The organism is Polaromonas sp. YR568 (genome assembly GCF_900116715.1).
GTDB lineage: Bacteria > Pseudomonadota > Gammaproteobacteria > Burkholderiales > Burkholderiaceae_C > Polaromonas.
The window spans coordinates 213,654-237,975 of record NZ_FPBM01000001.1; the positions used below are offsets into that span (position 1 = coordinate 213,654).

The 24,322-nt window shown below is 59.5% G+C and carries 23 protein-coding genes, 1 tRNA gene and 1 riboswitch; of the genes, 13 read left to right on the forward strand and 11 right to left on the reverse strand.

The annotated features are described in order from the left end of the window. Positions 1 to 5 precede the first annotated feature (5 nt). The 5 genes from cysD (at position 6) to BM408_RS01030 (ending at position 5,502) form a co-directional block, all read left to right on the forward strand. Complete coding sequence (gene cysD, locus BM408_RS01010) at positions 6 to 962, forward strand: sulfate adenylyltransferase subunit CysD (protein WP_092126045.1); 957 nt, start codon at positions 6 to 8, stop codon at positions 960 to 962. Continuing rightward, positions 962 to 2,275, forward strand: coding sequence for a sulfate adenylyltransferase subunit 1 (locus BM408_RS01015; protein ID WP_092126047.1), 1,314 nt, complete (start codon positions 962 to 964; stop codon positions 2,273 to 2,275). The genes cysD and BM408_RS01015 overlap by 1 nt, the downstream gene beginning before the upstream one ends. A gap of 101 nt (positions 2,276 to 2,376) precedes the next feature. Next, the gene (gene fdxA / locus BM408_RS01020; RefSeq protein WP_092126049.1) at positions 2,377 to 2,706 is read left to right on the forward strand and encodes a ferredoxin FdxA; all 330 of its coding nucleotides are present in this window, start codon (positions 2,377 to 2,379) and stop codon (positions 2,704 to 2,706) included. A gap of 70 nt (positions 2,707 to 2,776) precedes the next feature. Further along, positions 2,777 to 3,880: an NAD(P)/FAD-dependent oxidoreductase gene (locus BM408_RS01025; RefSeq protein WP_092126051.1), complete on the forward strand. Its 1,104-nt coding sequence runs from the start codon at positions 2,777 to 2,779 to the stop codon at positions 3,878 to 3,880. A 151-nt stretch (positions 3,881 to 4,031) separates the two neighbouring features. Then, positions 4,032 to 4,146: riboswitch (TPP riboswitch) on the forward strand. Between the two features lie 57 nt (positions 4,147 to 4,203). After that, entirely contained in the window at positions 4,204 to 5,502 is a 1,299-nt protein-coding gene (locus BM408_RS01030) for a purine-cytosine permease family protein (protein WP_092126053.1), read from the forward strand. Here the strand turns inward: BM408_RS01030 and thiD are convergent. The 3 genes from thiD to thiM all read right to left on the reverse strand — a co-directional run bounded on the left by thiD (position 5,486) and on the right by thiM (position 7,893). Further along, positions 5,486 to 6,331, reverse strand: a complete 846-nt coding sequence (gene thiD, locus BM408_RS01035) for a bifunctional hydroxymethylpyrimidine kinase/phosphomethylpyrimidine kinase (RefSeq protein WP_092126055.1) — start codon at positions 6,329 to 6,331, stop codon at positions 5,486 to 5,488. The genes BM408_RS01030 and thiD overlap by 17 nt on opposite strands. Positions 6,332 to 6,404: 73 nt before the next feature. Beyond that, a complete protein-coding gene (thiE, locus tag BM408_RS01040; protein ID WP_092126057.1) occupies positions 6,405 to 7,037 on the reverse strand; it encodes a thiamine phosphate synthase in 633 nt (210 codons plus the stop codon). 22 nt (positions 7,038 to 7,059) lie between these two features. Continuing rightward, on the reverse strand, positions 7,060 to 7,893 hold the full coding sequence (thiM, locus tag BM408_RS01045) for a hydroxyethylthiazole kinase (protein WP_092126059.1): 834 nt from the start codon (positions 7,891 to 7,893) through the stop codon (positions 7,060 to 7,062). Between the two features lie 228 nt (positions 7,894 to 8,121). Here thiM and BM408_RS01050 point away from each other — a divergent pair, with 228 nt between their 5' ends. Continuing rightward, entirely contained in the window at positions 8,122 to 8,790 is a 669-nt protein-coding gene (locus BM408_RS01050; RefSeq protein ID WP_092126061.1) for a class I SAM-dependent methyltransferase, read from the forward strand. Between the two features lie 31 nt (positions 8,791 to 8,821). Here the strand turns inward: BM408_RS01050 and BM408_RS01055 are convergent, their stop codons facing one another. Next, on the reverse strand, positions 8,822 to 9,823 hold the full coding sequence (locus tag BM408_RS01055) for a glycosyltransferase (RefSeq protein ID WP_092126063.1): 1,002 nt from the start codon (positions 9,821 to 9,823) through the stop codon (positions 8,822 to 8,824). Positions 9,824 to 10,115: 292 nt separating this feature from the next. Between BM408_RS01055 and BM408_RS01060 the strand changes: the two genes are divergently transcribed. From BM408_RS01060 to BM408_RS01075, 4 genes are all read left to right on the forward strand, one after another. After that, positions 10,116 to 10,191: transfer RNA gene (locus BM408_RS01060), tRNA-Asn, on the forward strand. 195 nt (positions 10,192 to 10,386) lie between these two features. After that, a complete protein-coding gene (gene aat / locus BM408_RS01065; protein ID WP_092126065.1) occupies positions 10,387 to 11,154 on the forward strand; it encodes a leucyl/phenylalanyl-tRNA--protein transferase in 768 nt (255 codons plus the stop codon). Further along, positions 11,151 to 11,957 (forward strand): arginyltransferase, encoded by an 807-nt coding sequence (locus BM408_RS01070; protein WP_254774663.1) that lies wholly within the window; start codon positions 11,151 to 11,153, stop codon positions 11,955 to 11,957. The genes aat and BM408_RS01070 overlap by 4 nt, the downstream gene beginning before the upstream one ends. A 78-nt stretch (positions 11,958 to 12,035) precedes the next feature. Further along, on the forward strand, positions 12,036 to 12,815 hold the full coding sequence (locus tag BM408_RS01075) for an IclR family transcriptional regulator (RefSeq protein ID WP_092126067.1): 780 nt from the start codon (positions 12,036 to 12,038) through the stop codon (positions 12,813 to 12,815). Positions 12,816 to 12,913: 98 nt separating this feature from the next. Here the strand turns inward: BM408_RS01075 and pbpG are convergent, their stop codons facing one another. The 7 genes from pbpG to BM408_RS01110 all read right to left on the reverse strand — a co-directional run bounded on the left by pbpG (position 12,914) and on the right by BM408_RS01110 (position 22,246). Then, a complete protein-coding gene (pbpG, locus tag BM408_RS01080; protein WP_092126069.1) occupies positions 12,914 to 13,978 on the reverse strand; it encodes a D-alanyl-D-alanine endopeptidase in 1,065 nt (354 codons plus the stop codon). Positions 13,979 to 14,184: 206 nt separating this feature from the next. Then, positions 14,185 to 15,723 (reverse strand): 2-isopropylmalate synthase, encoded by a 1,539-nt coding sequence (locus BM408_RS01085; RefSeq protein WP_092126071.1) that lies wholly within the window; start codon positions 15,721 to 15,723, stop codon positions 14,185 to 14,187. A 61-nt stretch (positions 15,724 to 15,784) separates the two neighbouring features. After that, positions 15,785 to 17,479 (reverse strand): 2-isopropylmalate synthase, encoded by a 1,695-nt coding sequence (gene leuA, locus BM408_RS01090; protein ID WP_092127213.1) that lies wholly within the window; start codon positions 17,477 to 17,479, stop codon positions 15,785 to 15,787. 175 nt (positions 17,480 to 17,654) lie between these two features. After that, positions 17,655 to 18,467: a CDP-diacylglycerol--serine O-phosphatidyltransferase gene (gene pssA / locus BM408_RS01095; RefSeq protein WP_092126073.1), complete on the reverse strand. Its 813-nt coding sequence runs from the start codon at positions 18,465 to 18,467 to the stop codon at positions 17,655 to 17,657. A 254-nt stretch (positions 18,468 to 18,721) separates the two neighbouring features. After that, a complete protein-coding gene (gene ilvC, locus BM408_RS01100; protein WP_092126075.1) occupies positions 18,722 to 19,738 on the reverse strand; it encodes a ketol-acid reductoisomerase in 1,017 nt (338 codons plus the stop codon). Between the two features lie 128 nt (positions 19,739 to 19,866). Then, complete coding sequence (ilvN, locus tag BM408_RS01105; RefSeq protein WP_007869681.1) at positions 19,867 to 20,358, reverse strand: acetolactate synthase small subunit; 492 nt, start codon at positions 20,356 to 20,358, stop codon at positions 19,867 to 19,869. A gap of 109 nt (positions 20,359 to 20,467) precedes the next feature. Next, positions 20,468 to 22,246, reverse strand: coding sequence for an acetolactate synthase 3 catalytic subunit (locus BM408_RS01110; protein ID WP_092126077.1), 1,779 nt, complete (start codon positions 22,244 to 22,246; stop codon positions 20,468 to 20,470). A gap of 326 nt (positions 22,247 to 22,572) precedes the next feature. Between BM408_RS01110 and BM408_RS01115 the strand changes: the two genes are divergently transcribed. Genes BM408_RS01115 through BM408_RS01125 form a run of 3 tightly spaced genes read left to right on the forward strand, consistent with a single transcriptional unit; the run spans position 22,573 to position 24,322 of the window. Then, complete coding sequence (locus BM408_RS01115; protein ID WP_092126079.1) at positions 22,573 to 23,139, forward strand: RNA polymerase sigma factor; 567 nt, start codon at positions 22,573 to 22,575, stop codon at positions 23,137 to 23,139. Then, a complete protein-coding gene (locus tag BM408_RS01120; protein ID WP_092126081.1) occupies positions 23,136 to 23,582 on the forward strand; it encodes a DUF3619 family protein in 447 nt (148 codons plus the stop codon). Before BM408_RS01115 ends, BM408_RS01120 begins: the two co-directional genes overlap by 4 nt. Continuing rightward, positions 23,579 to 24,322, forward strand: a complete 744-nt coding sequence (locus tag BM408_RS01125) for a DUF3106 domain-containing protein (RefSeq protein WP_092126083.1) — start codon at positions 23,579 to 23,581, stop codon at positions 24,320 to 24,322. Before BM408_RS01120 ends, BM408_RS01125 begins: the two co-directional genes overlap by 4 nt.

Below are 24,322 nucleotides of genomic sequence, written 5' to 3' on the forward strand. Positions count from 1 at the left end.
GACCTATGAACGCCCGCACACCCTCCCAACTGCTGCCAGCCGACCCGGCGATCTCCATCGCGCGGCTGTCCAATGCCCACCTCGACGCGCTGGAAGAAGAAACCATCTTCATCCTGCGTGAAGTGGCGGCTGCTTTCGAGCGCCCTGCCCTGCTGTTTTCGGGCGGCAAGGATTCGCTGGTGATGCTCAAGTGCGCCGAAAAGGCTTTTGGTGTGGGCCGTATCCCCTACCCGCTGCTGATGATCGACACCGGCCACAACTTCCACGAAGTGACCGATTTCCGCGACCTTCGCGCCAAAGAACTGGGCGCCGAGCTGATCGTGCGCAATGTTGAAGACTCGATGAAGCGCGGCACGGTGCGCCTGGCCCATCCGGGTGAATCACGTAACGTGCACCAGTCGGTCACATTGCTGGAAGCGATTGACGAGTTCCGTTTTGATGCGCTCATCGGCGGCGCCCGCCGCGACGAGGAAAAAGCCCGCGCCAAGGAACGCATCTTTTCGCACCGCGACAGCTTCGGCCAGTGGCAGCCCAAGGCCCAGCGCCCTGAGCTCTGGACGCTGTTCAACACCCGGCTGCAGCCCGGCGAACACTTTCGCGTGTTCCCGATCTCCAACTGGACAGAACTTGACGTGTGGCAATACATCGAGCGCGAAAAGATCGCGTTGCCCTCGCTCTATTACGCGCATCAGCGCAAGGTGGTCGAACGCAAGGGCCTGCTGGTGCCGGTCACCGACCTCACCCCCGCACGCGACGGCGAGCAGGTGGTTGAAAAAACCGTGCGTTTTCGCACCGTCGGCGACATCACCTGCACCTGCCCGGTGGACAGCCCCGCCGCCACGGCCGCCGAGATCGTGATTGAGACGCTGGCAGCCGACGTGAGCGAGCGCGGCGCCACGCGCATGGACGACAAGACCTCCGACGCTTCGATGGAAAAGCGCAAGAAAGACGGGTACTTCTGATGAGCACTATGGATTTGATAGCTGGCCACGCTCAATTGGCGGCCTCCACGGGCCAAAACGACCTGAAATCCGCGCTGAAATTCATCACCTGCGGCTCGGTGGATGACGGCAAAAGCACGCTGATCGGCCGCCTGCTGGTAGACAGCCGTGCAGTGCTGCAAGACCACCTGGCCGGTGTGCAGCGTGGCGGCGAAACCGACCTGGCGCTGCTGACGGACGGCCTTTCAGCCGAACGCGAGCAAGGCATCACCATCGACGTGGCTTATCGCTACTTCGCGACAGAAAGCCGCAAATTCATCATCGGCGACGCGCCCGGCCACGAGCAATACACCCGCAACATGGTGACGGCCGCCTCCAGCGCAGATGCCGCTGTGGTGCTGGTCGATGCCACCAAGCTCGACTGGAAGAACCCGTCGCTGGAGCTGCTGCAGCAAACCCGCCGCCATTCGCTGCTGGTCAACCTGCTGCGCGTGCCATCCATCGTGTTTGCGGTGAACAAGCTCGATGCGGTCGAAGACCCGGCGCTGGCCTTCAAGAACATTAACGCGGCCCTGGCGGCATTCGCCCAGGCCGCGCAAATCCCGGTCAAAGCCACCGTGCCGGTGTCGGCCCTCAAGGGTTACAACGTGGTCGACGCAAAACCGGGCTGGTGCGGGTATGAAGGCCTGTCGCTGCTGGAACTGCTGGAGCATCTGCCCGCCACGGCGGCCGAGACGACCGAAGCGTTCTCCTTCCCGGTGCAGTGGGTTGAAAAGTTCTCGTCCTCGTCCGACACCTCGCAAGGCCGCCGCGTCTTCTGGGGCCGCGTTGCCACGGGCGGCGTACAGCCGGGTCAAAGCGTGACCATCCTGCCCAGCGGCAAGACGGCCGTCGTGGCCCAGGTGCTGGACCATACCCGCCAACCCAAGTCCATCCTGGCAGGCCACAGCGCAGGCATCGTGCTGGACCGGGAAGTCGACGTGTCGCGCGGTGACTGGCTGCTGGCGACAAACACCTTTGAGCCGTCGCGCGAGATTTCGGCCACCATTGCCTGGATGGACGACGAGCCGCTGGTCGCAGGGCGTGTGTACTGGACGCTGCATGGCCACCGCTGGGTCAAGGCCAAGGTCAAGCGCATCGTTCACAAGCTCGACGTCAACACCCTCGCCGAGGAAGACGCCACCGAGTTGCCACCCAATGCCATTGGCCACATCGAATTGAGCCTGCAGGAGCCTCTGGCAACCCTGCCTTACGCGCGTTCGCGCATCCTGGGCTCCCTGGTGCTGGTGGATACCGCCTCGCACCGGACCTCAGGTGCGGCGTTGGTCATTTGAGACGGCGCTCACCCGCCGCGCGCCGCGCTTCGCATTCCCGATAACCCTGTTGGCGGAAACCTCTTAAAATCAAGGGTTTCCACCGACTAGCCTAGAACAACATGACTCACATCGTCTCCGATTCGTGCATCCGCTGCAAATACACCGACTGTGTGGACGTCTGCCCGGTGGACTGCTTCCGCGAAGGTCCCAACATGCTGGTGATCGATCCGGACGAATGTATTGATTGCGCCGTCTGCATCCCCGAATGCCCGGTCAATGCCATCTATGCCGAGGAAGACGTGCCGGCTGACCAGATCGCGTTCATCAAGCTCAATGTCGAGTTGAGCCGCGCTGAGGGCTGGAAAAGCATCACCAAGCGCAAAGATGCCCTGCCGGACGCCGAGGAATGGAAAGACAAGACGGGCAAGCTGTCTGAGCTGATCCGCTGATCAGACTGGGGAAGCCGGCGCCCGCAACCGCGACCGGAACTCCCCTGCTCCCGGCATTGCCCCAAAATCCATGGAACCCCAACTGAACCAAGAAGTGATCAACACCGCAGCCCAGCACGACGGCCCCATCGAAACCGATGCGGTTATCGTGGGCGCAGGGCCGGTGGGATTGTTCCAGGTGTTTGAGCTGGGCCTGCTGGAAATCAAGGCCCACGTCATTGACTCGCTGGCCTACCCCGGCGGCCAGTGCATAGAGCTTTACCCCGACAAGCCGATTTACGACATCCCCGCTGTGCCTGTGTGCACCGGCAGGGAGCTTACCGACAACCTGCTCAAGCAGATCGAGCCCTTTGGCGCGACCTTCCATTTCGGGCAGGAAGTCAGCATCGTTGAAAAGCAGCAGGACGGCCGCTTCTTTGTGGAAACATCCAAAGGCACGCGCTTCCTGACAAAAACCCTGTTTATCGCTGCAGGCGTGGGCGCTTTCCAGCCCAAGCTGCTGCGTGTGGACGGCCTGGACAAATTTGACAATACCCAGTTGTTTTACCGTGTGAAGAGCCCTGCCGACTTTGCCGGCAAGAACCTCGTGGTGGTGGGCGGCGGTGACTCCGCGCTGGACTGGGCGCTGAATTTTGTGGCTGAAGGGCCCAACAAGGCCGAAAGCGTCATCCTGATTCACCGCCGTGACGGTTTCCAGGCAGCACCCGCCAGCGTTGCCAAGATGCGCGAGCTCTGTGACGCCCATGAAATGCAATTCATCGTGGGCCAGATCACCGGCTACGAAGAAAAAGACGGCAAGCTGACCGGCGCAAAAGTCACCGGCTCCGACGGCATCACACGCATCGTGCCACTCGACGTGTTGCTGGTGTTCTTCGGCCTGTCGCCCAAGCTCGGGCCGATTGCCGACTGGGGCCTGGATATCGAGCGCAAACAGCTCAAGGTGGACACCGAAAAGTTCTCCACCAACATCCCGGGCATTTTTGCGGTGGGCGACATCAACACCTACCCCGGCAAGAAGAAGCTGATTTTGAGCGGCTTCCATGAGTGCGCGCTGGCGGCCTTCGGCGCCGCGCCATTCATCTTCCCCGACAAGAAAATCCACCTGCAATACACCACGACCAGCCCGAAACTGCACAAGGTGCTGGGTGTGGAGTCACCCGTGTTTGACGATTGAGCCGGCCCGGCTGCGCCCCTGACTGAAAGCCCGCCACCCGCGGGCTTTTTTCTGCCTGCTCAGGCGGCATCAAGAGGCGGGCCGCACGCGTGACGGGTCTCGCCAAAACCAGGCTTGAATCCGCCTACAATTTACGCAGTGCCCGCAAGGGTGCTTTCGCTGGGGGTGCTGCTGCGGTTCGCCAATAAGGAACGGCAGTGGCTGAGAAAGTCCCTTTGAACCTGATTTGAGGTAATCCTCGCGCAGGGAAGCATGTTCCAGAAGTCCGCCTTGTCTTGCGGACTTCCAGCAGGCCGACCTGGCATTGACGACTGGAACTGCTAATGACCACACCTTCTGCCCCTCCCTCCAACGGCAATACCGCGCTCGCGCCATTGCCTGCTGCCGACCGCCTCTTTGGCTGGAGCGACCATGCCGCGCTCTGGCTCAGCCTGGGAGTCGGCTTGCTGGTCATGCAGATCGGCGCCTACCTGGTGCCGGCCGTAGGCACCCAGACGGCCCTGGCGGTCATTGTTTGCGGATCCATCCTGGGTGCGGGTCTGCTGGCCTGGACGGCCAAGATCGGCTGCGACAGTGGGCTTTCAAGTGCCGGGCTCATGCATGCCACCTACGGCAGCAGCTTTGCGCGCCTGCCGGTGCTGCTCAATATCGTTCAGCTCATCGGCTGGACCACCTTTGAGCTGGTGGTGATGCGCGACGGCACAGTGGCCATCGCACGCCAGTCCGGCAGCTTCGCGGGGACCTTGTGGCCCATTCTGGCCACCCTGCTGTGGGGCGCAGTGCTGCTGGCGCTGCTCTCGGGCTCCATGGTGAAACTGGTGCGCAAATTCATAGGCCGCTATGGCCTGCCGCTGGTCATTGCCTCGCTGCTGTGGCTGAGCTGGCAGTTCCTGGCCAAAGCCAATGCCCAAGGCCTGGCCACGCTGTGGAGCCGGCCCGGCGAAGGCGGCATGAGCACGCTGTCTGCGCTGGACCTGGTGATTGCGATGCCGGTGTCATGGTTGCCGTTGGTGGCCGATTTTGCGCGCCATGGCCGTGACGGCAACAGCGCCCTGCGCGGAACCTGGCTGGGTTATGCCGTGGCCAATATCTGGTGCTACGCGCTGGGCGTATTGGTGGCTATCACGGCGCCAAGCACCGATCTGGTGGCTGCGCTGCTGCTGGCGCAAGGCGGCCTGATTGCGCTGGGGCTGATTTTGATCGACGAAGTCGACAACGCCTACGGCGACGTGTATTCGGGCTCAGTGGCCGGCCACAGCCTGAAGCCCGCATGGAGCGTGCGGCGCTGGGGCGTACTGCTGGCCTTGCTATGCACCGCGCTGGCGCTGGTGCTGCCCATGCACAGCCTGGAGCCCTTCCTGTTGATGCTCAGCTCGGTATTCGTGCCCCTGTATGGCGTCATCCTGGCGCGGCTGGCGGGCACGTCCGGTATTGCTTCGCTGGTGACCGAGCGCAAGGTGGATGCCAGCGCCGTCGCGATCTGGGTACTGGGGATTGCGTGCTACCACCTGTGCGCAAAATTTGCGCCCGAGTGGGGCTCTGCGCTGCCGACCTTGGTGCTGACGTTTGCCCTGGCGCGGCTCAGCCGCACCACCCGCACCGGGCTTACCGTAGCGGCTTGAGCCGCATTGCGATGGGCGCGTGGCCGTGGTTCAGCGGCCCGCTCCCGGCGCCTGTACGCACCCGGGCGCCCGCCTCCATTGCCGCACGGACATAGGCGTGCGCGGATTGCACCGCCTCCAGCAGGGATTGCCCCAGCGCCAGGTGCGCAGCGATGGCGGACGACAGCGTGCAACCCGTGCCGTGGGTATTGGGACTGGGAATACGCAGCCCACGCATCCAGTGCAGCTCGCCGCTTTGTGTGGCCAGCAGGTCGCTCACCACGTCGCCGGGCAAATGGCCGCCCTTGAGCAGCACGGCGCGAGCGCCTTTGGCCAACAGCTCTTGCGCGGCGGCCTGCATCGCCTCTTCGGTGGCCAGCGGCCGCCCTACCAGCAGCGAGGCTTCGTCCAGGTTAGGGGTGACCACCAGGGCACGCGGAAACAGCTCGCGCACCAGTACCGCAATGGCCGGGTTGTCGATCAAAACCGCACCGCTGGTCGCGACCATGACCGGATCCAGCACCACTTTCACCATCGCATGGCGGTCAATCGCCTCCGCCACCGTCTGCACAATGTCGGGGGCATGCAGCATGCCTATCTTCACCGCGTCCGCGCCTATGTCTTCGATCACGGCATCGATCTGGTCGCGCAGCATCTGCGGCGGCACGCCATGAATGGCACGCACGCCACGCGTGTTCTGCGCCGTCAAGGCGGTGATGGCCGTCATGCCGTAGCAGCCCAGCGCGGCAAAAGTCTTCAGGTCGGCCTGGATGCCGGCCCCACCACCGCTGTCGGAACCCGCGATGCTCAGCACACGGGGATATTCGTAGTCAAAAGCGTTGTCAGTCATTGATCGCATTCATCTTGTTGTTCTGGTCTTCTGGTCTTCTGGTCTTCTGGTCTTCTGGTCTTCTGGTCTTCTGCTAGACGCACATGGTCCTGAGCGCAGCGGCGGCAGCCAGCGGATCATCCGCGCCGCAGATCGCGCTCACCACCGCCAGGCCATCAGCCCCGGCACGCAACACATCACGCGCATTGCCGGCATGGATGCCGCCAATGGCCACCAGCGGCAATGGGGTCGCAGCACGCACCACCGCCAGGCCTTCCAGGCCCCATGGGTCTTTGGTATCCGTTTTGGTGGGTGTTGAAAAGAGAGGGCTCACGCCCAGGTAGTCGACCGGCAGCGCAGCGCTTTGCTGCACGTCATCCATGGACTCGACCGACCACCCAATGAAAACGCCGGGCGGCAGCAACTTGCGCGCCTCATCCGCCGGAAGGTCGTTCTGCCCAAGGTGCACACCCTCGGCGCCACAGGCCAGGGCAATATCGATGCGGTCGTTGATGACCAACGGTATGCCCAGAGGCGTCAACAGCGCTTTCAGGATCAGGGCCTGGGCCAGGAATTCGCGGGTGCCCAGTTGCTTTTCACGCAGTTGCACACAAGTCACTCCGCCCTGCACGGCGGCGGCCACGACATCGGCAAGGGGCCGGCCACGGGTCAGCGCCTGGTCCGTGACCAGATACAGCCGCAATGCGTCGGGGTTCAACCGTGCCACGATATCGCTTTCATTGCGGCCCTCACCAGCTCGCCAGTTCCAGCTTCAACCGGGATTCAAATGTGGCCCGGTCCAGCAATTGCAGCTCATCCAGCAGTTGCACGGCCATGCTGCCCACACCCAGGCCGCGTGCCTGCGTTTTTTCCGCAGCCACCTCGCCGGCCACACCCAGAACCGCCATGGCGGCCGTGGTAGCCCGCCATGGATCGGGTTGCACTGCGCAGAATGCCCCCACCAGCGCGGTAGCCGAACAGCCCACGCCCGTAATACGCGTCATCCAGGGGTGTCCGTTTGAAAGGCGGGCCCATCGGTGGCTGGCATCCAGGATATGGTCGGTCTCGCCGCTCACGCAAATCGTTCCGCTGGTTCGTGCTATCAGCGCCTGCGCGGCAACCAGCGCATCGCCGGCAGCCGCGCTGCTGTCTACGCCGCGTGTTTTCACGGCCGCACCGGCCGTACTCATGATTTCGGAGCCATTGCCGCGAATCACGGTGGGTGCGGCGACGGCCAGCAGGCTTTCCAGCGTGGCATTGCGATAAGGCGTGGCACCGGCGCCCACCGGATCCAGTACAGACGGAATTCCCCGCACTGCCGCAGCGGCCAGGGCCAGCTTCATGCTCTCTACCCAATACGGGTCCAGTGTGCCGATATTGAGCACCAGGGCTTGCGCAATGCCGGCCATGTCCCGTACTTCTTCATGCGCATGAGCCATCACAGGCGATGCCCCTGCGGCCAGCAGCACATTGGCGTTGAAATTGATCACCACCAGGTTGGTGATGCAATGCACCAGCGGCGAACGCTCCCGAACCGCCGTGAGGTCGGACCAGATATCTGCAGCAGAAAGCGTGAAAGCCATGAATTCCTTGAGGCGAAGGTGTCCGCTACGAACGTGATATGTGCGAAGGATGGCAGGCCGAGGCCATGACCGGTCAATTATCGCGGAACGACACGCCACGGCGTCGGGCGCCCTGTCTCACGGACAGGACAACATAGAATGAACGCAGCCCCTCCTTGCGTTATGCTTTTCAAACCCCATTCGCAACGCCCATCCAGACAAGCTGGTCGCACCTTATAGCTCACACTTATGAATCAAACGCCGGTTCACGAAACGCATAATCCCGATCTTCTGGACATTATTCCCTGGGGAGCCAGCAAGGTGATTGAAGTGGGATGCAGCTCTGGCGCCCTGGCAAGGGAATTCAAGAAAATATCGCCGAACTGCCACTACCTTGGCATTGAAATAGATCCAGACTATGCAAAACTGGCGCAGCGGCACTGCGATGAGAGTCGGGTCCTTGACATCGAGGCTGCGGACGATGCGTTCTGGAAAGAAAACTCCGACAGAGACTGCTGGATTTTCGGCGATACCCTCGAGCACTTGAGAGATCCATGGCGTGTGCTGCGTCAAGTGCGCAGCGTCATACCGCCTGGCGCGTGCATCGCCGCCTGCATTCCCAATCTGCAACACTGGTCCTTGCAAGCCAAATTGAGCATTGGCGATTTTCGCTACGAAGACACCGGCATTCTGGACAGAACCCATTTACGCTTCTTCTCCAGGCAGACTATTCTGGAAATGTTCAACGACGCCGGCTTTACGGTTACCGCCTGCATACCCAGACTCTTTCCGGATCCCAGAAGTGAGCCGTTTCTACCTCTCATCGAGCAGTTTGCAAGGCTGACAGGCGCGAATCCACAAGTGGCGGTGGACGATGCAATGCCAGTGCAGTACGTTATAAGCGCCACGCCCCGGTAGTGAGGGCCTTGGCCGTTCACATCAGGAACGGCTAAGGCCAGGCTTTCCACATTTGCGCGTGAGTGACATTTCGATAGTTTGACTGCTCGCACATGCCATCACTCGTTTCTTCCGGCAGGTGGCCTTTGTATTTTTCCCGGAATTTTCCTGCGTAGGTTTTGTAGCTGTCTTGAAAATTCCCGCCCGATTTATGGGCGATCATGATGTCCTTGCACACAGCCAATTTAAAGCCGCGTAAAAAAGCGGCATAAGTAAAGTCTGTGTCGTAAACATGAAAGCCGTCAAAGGTGTCTTCGTCGAAACGCACCGACTCGACGACACGGCGATTGGCCGCAAAAAGAACTCCATCTAAGGCCTGAATATCGCCAATCTGCGACAGTTCCGGCCCGCCCCACACCACCACATCGAAAAAATCACTGGGCCATGCCCCGGCCGATGGATAGGCAACCACACCGTGAATATGAGGGTCACCACTGCTCATCCATCGGCTATCCTTTAGTCGAACAGTGCCGGCGCAGCCGATGACATCGAAGGTTCGCAAATGCTCACGGACCCGGCTGTCGAAACTCGGCGAGATGATCTCAATGTCATCATGGCAAAAAATCAGAATATCGCCCCGGCTTTTTTCGACGCCTCTGTTGTAGCCTTCACACAGTGACCGGGCATCATGAATGCCAATGATTTCATGCGGGGAATCACCAAAACGCTCCCTGAGATTGGCACAGACAAGTTCGTATTTAACCGGATCGACGCTGCAGATGATGACGGAGATCAATGAATCCTCCTTCGTCTCGCTGCGTCCAATACCGGCACTGTGGGCGGCGGGAACCGAGCGACTTACTGCACGACGGACAATCAGAAGAAAAATGACCCCAGCGAGGCAGAGCGCGGCGAGGATGGCGGCACCAACCGGGTATTTTTGCCAAAGCAAACAGGCGGCCAACGCGAGCGCACAGCAAGCCAGGGAGACCCCATATCTGATTTTTCGGCTTGCCCGGATCTGGGGTGGAGTGTCGGTCTGATTAGCGTCCATGGTGGGGCATGAGGTTATCACTTATGGGAGCATTGCTCGGCCGTGGGCGCCGGGTTGTGGCCCGACATCTCCTCCGCCATGGATGGAACCCTCTTTGACGCAATGAATAGCGCTATGAATATGAGAGCGCTACAAACTTCTCATTCGAAGCTTAGGGGAGCCCGGTCGCTATCCGGCGGCTATGTTGCGTCGGCTGCCGCGATAAGCGCCCCTATCTGCAAGCTGAAGTCAGAGGAGGAAGTGCCTCAGAATTTAAAAGTGCAAAATTTGACGCTATAATCTAAGGCTGTATTCCTCAATAGCTCAGTTGGTAGAGCGCCGGACTGTTAATCCGTAGGTCCCTGGTTCGAGCCCAGGTTGAGGAGCCAGTAAATTCCGAATGGGCACTCTTGAGGTGCCCATTTCTTTTTGCGCTGTCCAAACCTGGAAGACCGCCCTTCGGGTCTTCCTCCGGATCACGCGCCGCCACGCACAGGCCTTGCTGCTGGTATCCACTCGGCTACCATGTGCGCATGCGCTTCACGGCCAGTTTCTACACCCTCCCGCCGGCAAGCTTTTGAGTCATGGGGAAACTTCCACGCCCCATACCCTGGCTTGCCGCAGGCGAGGGCTTTCCGCCGCTGGAAGAGGCCTGGAGCCACCACGATCCAGCGCCCGGGCTGCTGGCTGCAGGTGCCGCCCTGGACGTCCCGACGCTGGTCCAGGCTTATTCGCAGGGCATTTTTCCCTGGTTCAGCCTGGGTCAACCCGTACTCTGGTGGAGCCCCCACCCTCGCATGGTGTTGCAAACGCAGAATTTCAAACTGCATCGCTCCCTACGTAAGCGCATAGCCTGGTTTCAGGCGCAAGCTGGCTGCGAAATCCGCTTTGACAGCGACTTTGAGGCCGTTGTGAATGCCTGCGCGAACAAGCCGCGGGCAGGCCAGCCCGGGACGTGGATTGTTCCGGACATGGTGCAGGCCTATACCTCACTGCACAAGGCGGGTCACGCCCACAGTGTGGAAACCTGGGCAAACGGGGCCTTGATTGGAGGTCTGTATTGCGTCAACCTCGGCCGCATGGTGTTTGGCGAATCGATGTTTGCTCACCAGACCGATGCCTCGAAGATTGCCCTGTCCGCGCTGGTGGCTTTTTGCCGTGCACACGGTGTAGACATGATTGATTGCCAGCAGAACACCCAGCACCTGGCTTCCCTGGGCGCTGGCGAAATCGGCCGGCCGGACTTTGTCGCCCACCTTGGGCGGAACGTCGGCAAAACCGCTCCCACCTGGCAGTTCAAACCCGTATACTGGAATCAGCTTCTAACGTCGGGAACGCCAGACCTACCGTGACGCACCTCAAAGACCTGCCCCTGCAAACCTTGCAGTTTTATGCAACGGCCCCCTACCCGTGCAGCTATCTGCCGGGCAAGCAGGCCCGCTCGCAGGTCGCCACGCCCAGCCACCTTATCCACAATGATGCTTATTCGGATCTCGTGACGAACGGGTTCCGGCGCAGCGGCATGTTTACGTACCGCCCCTATTGCGATGGTTGCCAGGCATGTGTGCCGCTTCGAGTGCCCGTCAACAGCTTCAGCGCAGACCGCAGCCAGCGCCGCGCCTGGAACCGGCATCAGACGCTGCACGCCCGTATTCTCAAGCTGTGTTTCATGCCCGAGCACTACCAGCTCTACCTGCGCTACCAGAACGGCCGCCACGCCGGCGGGGGCATGGACCATGACAGCATCGACCAATACACGCAATTCCTGCTGCAAAGCCGCGTCAATTCGCGCCTGGTGGAATTTCGCGAAAACCTGCCCAATGGCGAGCCGGGTGCGCTGAAGATGGTGTCCATCCTGGATGTGCTGGAAGACGGCATTTCGGCGGTTTACACGTTTTATGAGCCCGATCCGCGCGCCAGCTACGGCAACTACAGTGTGCTTTGGCAAATAGAGCAAGCTCGCCAATTGGACCTGCCTTATGTCTACCTCGGTTACTGGATCGCCGAGAGCCCCAAGATGAACTACAAGGCGGGCTTCAAACCCAACGAGGTACTGATTGACGGCCGCTGGTCGCTTTCCACAGGCGCTCCGGTCACCTCCAATGCCGCCCCAGAGCAAGGCAATGCATATGCCGGCAAGCTTGATAAGGTCTAGGCTTTTCGGTCACCTGCTTAAAAATCACTAAGTGCACTTACATTTCACAGGGTAAAATTTGCAGCAGGAAGCCTGCATATGAAAAAACCCGACACCGCACTCCCCGCCACACCGACCGTCCAGGTCCTTGAGAGGATGTTCACGCTGCTGGAGATTCTGGCCAATCGTGAAGAGGCACTCTCGCTCAAGGAAATCAGCGAAAAATCAGGCCTTCATCCTTCAACGGCACACCGCATCCTGAACGACCTGGCAACAGGCCGTTTTGTGGATCGGCCGGCTGCCGGCAGTTACAGGCTGGGGATGCGCCTGCTGGAGCTGGGCAATCTGGTCAAGGCCCGCCTGGACGTGCGCGATGCGGCGCTACTGCCGATGCGCGAGCTGCACAAGATCATCCAGCAGCCGGTGAACCTGAGCGTGCGCCAGGGCGACGAGATTGTGTATGTAGAACGCGCCTACAGCGAGCGCTCCGGCATGCAGGTGGTACGCGCCATCGGCGGCCGCGCCCCGCTTCATCTGACATCCGTGGGCAAGCTCTTCCTGGCTTTCGATGACCCGCAGCGCTTGCGCACCTACGCGACGCGCACCGGCTTGTCGGGGCAGACACGCAACAGCATCACCCAGTTGCCAATCCTCGAAAGAGAACTCTCCAAAGCGCGGCAATACGGCATCGCGCGTGACAACGAGGAACTGGAGTTGGGCGTGCGCTGCATGGCCGCAGGCATTTATGACGACCAGAACAAGCTGGTGGCGGGTTTGTCTATCTCGGCGCCGGCTGATCGGCTGGATGAGCACTGGCTGCCTAAGTTGCAGGCAACGGCCAACGAGATTTCAACTGCTTTGGGCTACAAACCCAAATAAGGGAATCCGTAGAAAATCTTGAATGGGAATGGGCGCTAGCCCACGAATGATGTGCGTACGCAGCTATCAATACGATAGCTGGCGATTTCTACGGCCGTTTAGCCGTTGACCTGCTTGGCAGAGGTACTCACGTTGAGTTTGTGCTCGGTCACGGGATTGGATTCCACCCAGCGGCGAACGCGTTCAGCGTCGCCCAGGCGGCTCAGCTTGCCTGCGGAATCAAGAAACACCATGATCAGCTTGCGGCCCGCAATTTTGGTCTGCATGACCAGGCATTGGCCAGCTTCAGAGATATAGCCGGTCTTCTGCAAACCGATGTCCCACTCGGGGTTCTTCACAAGGCGGTTGGTATTGTTGTACTGCAGCGTGCGGCTGCCAACGGCCACCTGATAGCCAGTGGAAGTGGACAATTCACGCAGCACGGGGTCTCCGTGGGCAGCGTTGACCAGCGTGGCCAAATCCTGAGCGCTCGACTGATTACGGCTCGAAAGGCCTGTGGGCTCCACATAGCTGGTGTCGGTCATGCCCAGCATCTTGGCCTTGGCGTTCATCAGGCTCACGAAAGTGCCCATGCCACCAGGATAGGTGCGTCCCAAGGCATGTGCCGCGCGGTTCTCGCTGGACATCAGTGCAAGGTGAAGCAATTCGCCGCGCGTTAGCGTGGTACCGACCTTGAGGCGCGAGCTGCTGCCTTTTTCGGTGTCCACGTCATCCTGGGTCACCGTAATCAATTCGTCCATGGGCAGCTTGGCGCCGCTGATGATCACGCCGGTCATCAGCTTGGTGAGCGAAGCGATCGGCAACACAGCATGGTCGTTTTTGCTGAACAGCACTTCACGTGTGTCCTGGTCAATCACCAGCGCCACGCTGGACTTGAGTTCCAGCGGATCCTGCGCACTATGCAAGCCGGCGATCTGACCGAAAGAAGGCTTTGGAGGCGCAGAGACGCGAATGATGCTTCTGCGCTGTTTTGCACCTGCAACAAAACGTACGCTCTTGCGCGTGGAAATGACTTTCTTGGAAGCGGCCGCTTTCGACGATGCGTGCTGCTTCTTGACGACGGTGTTTTTGCCTGCGGCGTTCGCGGCAGGTATTGCAAAGGCAGTTGCCAGAGCCAGGAATCCAACGATTTTTAATGCGCGATTGAAAATCAGATGAGCCATGGTGGGTATTGCCTGCGTGGGATTGCAATGGATGAGATGGCTGGAGTGTATACAAATAGAAAAAGTCACGCAATATCAAAAACTTGCGTGACTTTCCTAAAAACACACTCACTTCGGGGCAGATTTGCAGTCCATCAGCACCATTTGCGGCAAGACATAACCCTAAGTCATTGAATATAAAGGATTTTATTTTCCTATTTGTTACATTATCCCTGTGCGGCCACCCGGTCAGCTTTACTTTGGAGTTTGTTCAGGGCGCTCAAATAAGCCTTTGCCGACGCCACCACGATATCGGGGTCCGCCCCCACGCCGTTAACCACCCGCCCGCTGTTTTGCAGGCGTACCGTGACTTCCCCCTGGCTTTCTGTCGACCCGCTGATCGCGTTCACAGAGTAAAGCACCATCTCCGCACCGCTTTTGACGTGTGATTCGATGGCTTTGAGGGAGGCATCTACGGGGCCGTTACCGTCCGATTCGCCTTTGACTTCCTTGCCCGCGACCGTGAACACGACACTGGCCTGGGGCCGCTCGCCGGTCTCGCTGTGCTGCGACAGGGACACAAAGCCGTACTGCTCGTTGTCATGCGACGCGCTTTCGTCACTGGCCAACGCAAGGATGTCCTCGTCAAAAATCTCGCTCTTGCGGTCGGCGAGTTCTTTGAACTTGGCAAATGCATTGTTGATATCCGCTTCGCTTTCCATGGCGACGCCCAGCTCCAGCAGGCGTTGTTTGAACGCATTGCGTCCGCTCAGCTTGCCCAGCACGATCTTGTTGGCGCTCCAGCCCACATCTTCTGCGCGCATGATTTCGTAGGTATCGCGCGCCTTGAGCACGCCGTCCTGGTGGATACCTGAGGCATGGGCGAAGGCATTGGCGCCGACCACGGCCTTGTTGGGCTGCACCACAAAGCCGGTGGTCTGGCTCACCATGCGGCTGGCCGCCAGGATGTGCTGCGTGTCGATACCCAGGTCGAGTCCGAAGTAATCCTTGCGGGTCTTTACGGCCATCACCACTTCTTCAAGCGAACAGTTACCGGCACGCTCGCCAAGGCCGTTGATGGTGCACTCCACCTGCCGGGCGCCACCGATTTTCACGCCGGCCAGGGAGTTGGCCACCGCCATGCCCAGATCGTTATGGCAATGTACCGACCAGATTGCCTTGTCGCTGTTGGGAATGCGCTCGCGCAGGTTTTTGATGAAATTGCCGTAGAGCTCAGGGATAGCGTAGCCCACGGTGTCCGGCACGTTGATGGTGGTTGCACCTTCGTTGATCACGGCTTCCAGCACGCGGCAGAGAAAGTCGGGGTCCGAGCGATAACCGTCTTCAGGGCTGAACTCAATGTCTCCCATCAGGTTTTTAGCAAATCGCACAGACAACTTGGCCTGCTCGAACACCTGGTCAGGCGTCATGCGCAGCTTCTTTTCCATGTGCAGGGCGCTGGTCGCAAGGAACAGGTGCAGGCGTCCTGAGGCCGCCGGCTTCAAGGCTTCCGCGGCCCGCGAAATATCCCTGTCGTTGGCACGTGCCAATGAACAGACGGTGGAATCCTTGACAACCTCCGCGATGGCTTTCACGCACTCGAAGTCGCCGTTGGAGCTGGCCGCAAAGCCGGCTTCGATCACATCGACCTTCAGGCGCTCCAGCTGACGGGCGATCCGCAGCTTTTCGTCCTTGGTCATGGAGGCGCCGGGAGACTGTTCGCCGTCGCGCAAAGTGGTGTCAAAAATAATGAGTTTGTCCGTCATGGTGGGGCTCCTGGCGCACTGGGCGCTCTGTATTTTGAGTGTCTTGAATCGAGGCTAATTGCTAATTGCTGATGGTAGCTTCGCCGGTCAGCTGGCCAGCCCTGCTGCGCTGCAGGCCGGAGACGATGGCTTTAAGAGAGGCTGACACGATGTTGCCGTCCATACCGACGCCAAACAGCGTCTGGTCGTTGATGCGCAACTCCAGATAGGCCACCGCCTGAGCGCCTGCCCCCGCCCCAATGGCGTGCTCGTGATAATCCAGTACGCGAACGGTGTGGCCCGTTGCATCCGCCAGGCCCGTAACAAAGGCGTCAATGGGGCCGGTGCCGGTGCCTTCAACAGCATGGCGCCGCCCCGAGAGCTGCACGTCAGCCTTGATATGGAAAGACTCGCCGCCGGTCTTCCCGGTTTCTTCAATCACCAGCCGCTGTGGCGCGGCGATGGTCTGCACACCGTACTCTTTTTCAAACAGCGCAAAGATGTCTTTCCCGGTCAACTCTTTGCCCGTTGCATCCATCACCGATTGCACTACCTGGCTGAACTCGATCTGCAGCCGGCGTGGCAGTTCAAGCCCAAACTCGCTTTCGAGCAAATAGGCGATGCCGCCCTTGCCCGACTGACTGTTAACGCGAATCACGGCCTCGTAGCTACGGCCCAGATCCTTGGGGTCAATCGGCAAATAAGGCATGTCCCATACATCGCCCTCTTTGCGTGCAGCAAAGGCTTTCTTGATCGCATCCTGGTGTGAACCTGAAAACGAGGTGTAGACCAGGTCGCCCGCATAGGGGTGGCGGGGATGCACGGGCAACTGGTTGCAGTGCTCCACTGTGCGGCGAATCTCGTCGATCTCAGAGAAATCCAGCCCCGGGGACACGCCCTGGGTGTAGAGGTTGAGCGCGATGTTCACGAGGTCCACGTTGCCGGTACGTTCGCCGTTACCAAAGAGACAACCTTCGATGCGGTCAGCGCCTGCCATCAAGGCCAGCTCACCTGCCGCAGTGCCCGTTCCGCGGTCGTTGTGGGGATGAACCGAAATCACGATGGCATCGCGCCGGGCAAGGTGGCGATGCATCCACTCCATCATGTCCGCAAAAATATTCGGCGTGGAATGCTCCACCGTGGACGGCAGGTTGATGATGCATTTGCGTTCAGGCGTCGGCTGCCAGACATCGGTCACTGCGTCGACCACCCGTTTGGAAAAAGCCAGTTCGGTGCCAGACCACATCTCGGGTGAATACTGGAAAGTCCACTCCGTTTCAGGCTGTTCCGCGGCAAGTTGCTGGAAAAGGCGCGCATTGTCGGTCGCAAGCTTGACGATCTCATCCTCATCCATACCCAGCACTACACGGCGCATGACTGGAGCGGTGGCGTTGTAGAGATGAACAATGGCTTTTTTGGCGCCTTTGAGCGATTCGAAAGTGCGGCGAATCAGCGGCTCACGTGCCTGGGTCAGCACCTGGATGGTCACATCGTCAGGAATCAGCTTGCCGTCGATGAGTTGGCGAAGGAAATCGAACTCGACCTGAGAGGCCGAGGGAAAACCCACTTCGATTTCCTTGAAACCGATCTTCACCAAGGTATTGAACATCCTCAGCTTGCGGGGAATGTCCATGGGCTCGATCAGCGCCTGGTTGCCGTCCCGCAGATCCACGCTGCACCAGATGGGCGCTTGCGTCAGCACAGCATCTGGCCAGGTGCGGTCTGCCAGCTTGACTGGCGCGAAGGATTTGTATTTGCTGGAAGGTGTTTTCAACATGGTCATCTCATCAACCCCAAAGATTACAAAAACCAGCAACCCAAAACAAAAACGGCCCGTTGCTGGTGCAAACGGGCCGTTGAATCAGGTGTACGCGTGCGCTACCGTCTCCGCCCGTTGGCAGATAGCAGTAGTGCTAGCGAAATTCGTTTCATCCGGTCAATGTACCACAATTTTATTTGTGAAGACCGCGCTCGTCGGGCTCGTCGGTGGACGTAGAAATCACGCTGGTTTGCAGGCCCTTGGCCTTGCGCCAGCCATACAGCACGTAACCCGACAGGCCGTAAAGAACAAACAGGCCGAACATGACTGTGGGCGGGTGGATGTTGATGACGGCAATCCCGAGTGCGATCAATACGATGGCCGCGAAAGGTACGCTGCGCTTCATCTGAACGTCCTTGAAACTGTAAAAAGGCACGTTCGTCACCATCGTGAGACCAGCGTACAAGGTCAACGCAAAAGTCACCCAGCGAACTTCCATTCCGCTGATGCCAGCGTCGGTCATCAGCCAGATAAAGCCAGCCACCAGCGCGGCGGCTGCCGGCGACGGCAGGCCCTGGAAGAACCGCTTGTCGACCACTCCAGTATTCACATTAAAGCGAGCCAGGCGCAGCGCCGCGCAGGCGCAATAGACAAAAGCGCCAATCCAGCCCCAGCGCCCCAGGCTGGTCAGCGCCCAGACGTAGGCAATCAGGGCGGGTGCGGCGCCGAACGACACCATGTCGGAGAGCGAATCCATCTGCTCGCCGAATGCGCTTTGCGTATTGGTCATGCGGGCGACCCGGCCGTCGAGGCTGTCGAGGATCATGGCGCAAAAGACACCGATAGCGGCCTGGTCAAACCGCCCGTTCATGGCCATCACGATGGCGTAAAAGCCGCCGAACAGCGCGGCCAGCGTAAAGAGATTGGGCAGTATGTAGATGCCTTTGCGGCGCTTGCGTATCACCACGCCTTCCGTGGCGGTCGCCGATTCTTCGCCATCATGCATAAAAACACTCCTGAGGCACAACTGGTGCGCGTAAACAGCTACTAAATTCATAGCATCCAAGGACACCATCGAGGAGCCGGCCTGCCCACCGGGGGCTTGCAATTGCCGGCTCAAGGCGCCAAGGATACCAAGATCGAAGCTGCGATCATTTTTATCGCAGCGTCGATGTCATCAGCTTGACTTCATCAACAAAAAAGCCGCGCAGGAAGTTTGCGCGGCTTTTTGCAGGACAAGGCCCTCACAGAGGGCTGAAATCAGTTGCGAGTCTGGTCAACCAGCTTGTTTTTGGCAATCCAGGGCATCATGGCGCGCAGCTTCTCGCCCACCACTTCGATCTGGTGCTCGGAATTGAGACGGCGGCGGCTCAGCAGCGTAGGGGCGCCAGCCTGGTTTTCCAGCAGGAAGCTCTTGGCATATTCGCCGGTCTGGATGTCTTTCAGGCACTTGCGCATCGCATCCTTCGTTGCCGAAGTCACGATGTTGGGGCCGGTCACGTACTCGCCATATTCGGCATTGTTCGAGATCGAGTAGTTCATGTTGGCGATGCCGCCTTCATAAATCAGGTCGACGATCAGCTTGAGCTCGTGCAGGCATTCGAAGTAAGCCATTTCAGGCGCGTAACCGGCTTCCACCAGCGTTTCGAAGCCAGCCTTGATCAGCTCAACGGTACCGCCGCACAGAACGGCCTGCTCGCCGAACAGGTCGGTTTCGGTTTCTTCGCGGAAATTGGTTTCAATGATGCCGGCTTTGCCGCCGCCATTGGCCATGGCATAGGAGAGCGCCAGGTCACGAGCTTTGCCGGACTTGTCTTGATGCACAGCTACCAGGTGAGGCACGCCGCCGCCTTGGGCGTAGGTATTGCGCACCGTGTGGCCTGGGGCCTTGGGGGCCACCATCCAGACGTCGAGGTCGGCGCGAGGGATCACGGCACCGTAGTGCACGTTGAAACCGTGAGCAAACACCAGCGAGGCGCCTTGCTTGATGTTGGGGGCCACGTCGTTCTTGTAAACCGCACCGATCTGCTCGTCGGGCAGCAGAATCATCACCACGTCGGCGGACTTCACAGCGTCAGCGACTTCAGCGACCTTCAGGCCCGCCTTTTCGACTTTGGGCCACGAAGCGCCGCCCTTGCGCAAGCCGACCACCACTTTCACGCCACTGTCATTCAGGTTCTGTGCATGGGCATGGCCCTGGCTGCCGTAGCCGATGATGGCGACCGTCTTGCCCTTGATCAGGCTCAAATCACAATCTTTGTCGTAAAAAACTTTCATTTTTCTCTCCGGAATAAGTATTGGCGAAAATGCCCTTCGACAGGCTCAGGGCGAACGGTAAACGCATATCGCCACTTGGAAGTCCGTTCGCGTTGAGCCTGTCGAAACGCGCGCACGGACGGCTTGAATCAAACTCGCAAAATTCGCTCGCCGCGGCCAATGCCACTGGAGCCGGTTCGCACCGTTTCCAGAATCGCGCTGCGGTCTATGGCTTCGAGGAAGGCATCGTTCTTGGACTGGTCGCCGGTCAACTCGATCGTGTAACTTTTTTCGGTCACGTCGATGATTCGCCCGCGAAATATATCAGCCATGCGCTTCATCTCCTCGCGCTCCTTGCCGACCGCCCGCACCTTCACCATCATGAGCTCACGCTCGGTGTAGGCGCCTTCGGTCAGGTCAACCACCTTGACCACTTCGATCAGGCGGTTCAGGTGCTTGGTGATTTGTTCGATGACATCGTCAGAGCCCGTGGTCTGTATCGTCATGCGCGAGAGGCTCGGGTCTTCGGTAGGCGCGACGGTGAGACTTTCGATGTTGTAGCCGCGCGCCGAGAACAGGCCGACCACGCGGGAAAGAGCGCCCGGCTCGTTTTCCAGCAAAACTGCAATGATGTGTTTCATAAGAAGATTCCTCTTTTCGCTGCCCTCCCCTGCGCACGGTAATGCGCAGGCTCGGCAGACAATAGATTCGTCAGGTGACGGTGAATGAATGGATGTGGCGTCGTCAGGCTTAGAGGTCTTCCGACCCCAGCAGCATTTCAGTGATGCCCTTGCCTGCCTTGACCATGGGGAACACGTTTTCCGTAGGGTCCGTGCGGAAGTCCATGAACACCGTGCGATCCTTGAGCTTGCGGGCTTCACGAAGCGCGGGCTCCACATCCTGCGGCTTTTCAATCAGCATACCGACGTGCCCATAGGCCTCAGCCAGCTTCACGAAGTTGGGCAACGCGTCCATGTAGCTGCTGCTGTAGCGGCCTTCATAGTCGATTTCCTGCCACTGGCGCACCATGCCCAAGTAGCGATTGTTCAGCGACACGATCTTGATCGGCGTGTTGTACTGCAGGCAGGTTGAGAGCTCCTGAATGCACATCTGCACCGAGCCTTCACCGGTAATGCAGAACACTTCCGATTCAGGCTTGGCCATCTTGATGCCCATGGCGTAAGGGATACCCACGCCCATGGTGCCAAGGCCACCAGAGTTGATCCACCGGCGCGGTTCGTCGAATTTGTAGTACTGCGCGGCCCACATCTGGTGCTGGCCCACGTCGGACGTGATGTAGGTATCAGCGTCTTTGGTCATGTTCCACAGCGTCTCGACCACGTGCTGGGGCTTGATGACGTCGCCTTTGCCCATGCTGTATTTCATGCAATCGCGCTTGCGCCAGCCTTCAATGGTTTCCCACCAGCCACCCAGCGCATTGGCGTCGGGCTTGAGGCCGGACTCCTTGATCATGCCGATCAGCTCGGTCAACACGTCCTTCACGTCACCCACGATAGGGATGTCGACCCGCACGCGCTTGGAGATGCTCGAAGGGTCGATGTCGATGTGAATGATCTTGCGTTCGTTTTGGGCGAAATGCTTGGGGTTGCCAATCACACGGTCATCGAACCGGGCGCCAACGGCCAGCAGCACATCGCAGTTCTGCATGGCGTTGTTGGCCTCAATGGTGCCGTGCATGCCCAGCATGCCCAGGAATTTCTTGTCGCTGGCCGGGTAAGCGCCCAAACCCATCAGGGTGTTGGTGCAGGGGTAGCCGAGCATGTCGACCAGTGTGCGCAGCTCTTGCGACGCATTGCTGAGCAGCACACCGCCACCGGTGTAGATGTAGGGGCGCTTGGCAGACAACAGCAGTTGCAGGGCCTTGCGGATTTGCCCGCCGTGGCCTTTGCGAACCGGGTTGTAAGAGCGCATCTCAACGCTCTGCGGGTAGCCGCTATACGGCACCTTGTTGAAAGACACATCCTTGGGGATGTCCACCACCACAGGACCAGGCCGGCCGCTTTTGGCGATATGGAAGGCCTTTTTCAGGGTCTCCGCCATATGGCGTGCGTCCTTGACCAGGAAGTTGTGTTTCACGATGGGCCGGGTGATGCCGACCGTGTCGCATTCCTGGAAAGCATCCAGGCCAATGGCATGGGTAGGAACCTGCCCCGTGATGATGACCATCGGGATGCTGTCCATGTACGCGGTGGCAATACCGGTCACCGCGTTCGTCACGCCGGGGCCGGAAGTGACCAGTGCCACACCGACATCGCCGGTAGCACGGGCATAGCCGTCTGCGGCATGAACGGCGGCCTGCTCGTGGCGCACCAGGACGTGCTGAATCGTGTCCTGCTTGTAGAAGGCGTCGTAAATGTGCAGGACTGCACCGCCTGGATAACCCCAGACGTATTTGACGCCTTCGGCCTGAAGCGACTTGATAAGGATTTCCGCGCCGCGGAGTTCCTGGGAATTTGTTTGTGCAGACGCAGCTGCTGCGGAAGCGATTTCCGCTTTGGAGATTTCCATGATGAACCTTTGTGAATTTCTCTAACGAAATACCTTGGGTGCTTCTTCGCCCACTCTTGTGAAGCGGCGTCGAAACTTGAGGCCAGAACCATAAGCGGAAACATAAACCGCCGAGTCATGACCCGTTTGCCTTTTGAATTGCAGGCCGTATTATGACATTTCGCGTTGCGCAATGGCAGCAGATGCCCAAAAAGGGCGGGCCGGCACTGGTTGCGGTGCGATAATTTTCCAGCCGCGTCACCGGATGCGGCCTGATTGGCATTGGCTCCGCCCTGCGGAATTCGCGGGCTCCCAATGCAACGCTGGACGAACCGGACCCCACACCGTTGGCAACTGAACAAGAACTCTCGGATTTCCTGAAAAACGTTGAAAAACGGGCTTTCAAGCGCAGCATTTACCACGTGCGGGACGAGGAGGCTGCTCTCGATATCGTTCAGGACAGCATGATGAAGCTGGCGCAGCACTATGGCGACAAGCCCGCCTCAGAGCTGCCCATGCTGTTCCAGCGGATTCTGTCGAACACCACACTGGACTGGTTTCGCCGCCGCAAGACCCGCAATGCGCTTTTTTCCAACATGAGCGACTTCGAGTCGCCGGGGGAAGAAGGAGATTTTGATCTTTTGGAAACTTTAGAGAGCCTGACCAACTCTGAAGGTACGGAAAGCGCCCAAGATGCCACTGAACGGGCGCAGATATTGCATGAGATCGAACTGCAGGTAAAGGAATTGCCCGGCCGTCAACGGGAAGCCTTTCTGATGCGTTACTGGGAGGAAATGGATGTTGCTGAAACAGCAGCCGCCATGGGCTGTTCAGAGGGCAGTGTCAAAACGCACTGCTCACGCGCGGTCCACGCTCTCAGTAAAGCCCTGAGTGCCAAAGGTATAAGACTATGACTAATTCACTACAAAAAAGAGCCGATATCCTGCAGGACCGTTTTGGCCTGAAAACCGCGTCATACCTGTCCGCAGGTGCGGCAGACCTGCCTTACGACATTTCCGAGCGCCTGCGCGCTGCCCGTGTCCAGGCCGTGTCCAAACGCAAAATAGCGAAAACCCAAACCGCCTCCAGCGTCGTCGGAGCGGGTGGTAGCGCGGCGCTTACCTGGGGCTCCGAAGATGGTTTGGGCTGGTGGGCTCGCATCGGCTCGGTGTTACCGCTTGTTGCACTCGTGGTGGGTTTGCTGCTCATCAACTCGATTCAGGACGATAACCGCGCCCAGGAAGTGGCGGAAGTTGACGTGGCGCTGCTGACCGATGCGCTGCCACCAGCCGCCTTCGCCGACCCTGGTTTTGTCCAGTACCTCAAAACCACACGCCAGGCTCCTACGGTCCAATGACCCCGCAAGCCGCCGTTCGACAAAAATCATCTCCTTCTGGCCACTCGGCGCGGCTGCAGTGGCTGTCGTTCGAGTGGGTGCTCTTGGTCGCCGCGGTGCTGGCGCTGCCCTCCCTTTCCTTCGCGCAAGCAGCCAAGCCGGTTGCCGCCTCCAGTGCGCCCTCCGCCGCCAAATCCGCTGCGAGCGCGCCGGCCAAGGTCATTGTTTCCAAGCCATCCTGGGCTGAACTGACCTCTATGCAACAGCAAGCGCTCAGACCGCTGGCTTCGAGCTGGAACACCAACATCAGCGAACCGCAAAAGCGCAAATGGCTGGAAATCTCGAAAAACTACCCTTCGCTCTCGCCCGAAGAACAGGCGACCATGCACAGCCGCATGAACGAATGGGTCACCCTGAGCCCCCAGCAACGGGCCCAGGCACGGCTGAATTTCGCCCGGACCAAAGAACTCTCCAAGCAGCTGACGCCTGAAGAGAAAAAGGCCAAATGGGAGACCTACCAGGCTCTCAGCCCTGAAGAAAAACAAAAACTGGCCGCCAAAGCCAACCCCAAACCTGCAGGGGCTGCAACAGCTGTCAAACCGGTGGCACCTCAGAAGCTCGCTCCCGTTCCCCCGCACCCGGTCAAGGCAGCCAGTAAGCCTGCGCCTAAAATCACTTCTTCACAACCGGTAGCCGCCGCTCCCGCAGCCTTGCCTGCAAGCGGCGCCATCGGCGGTCCGGGCGCCACGCCACAGCGCTGA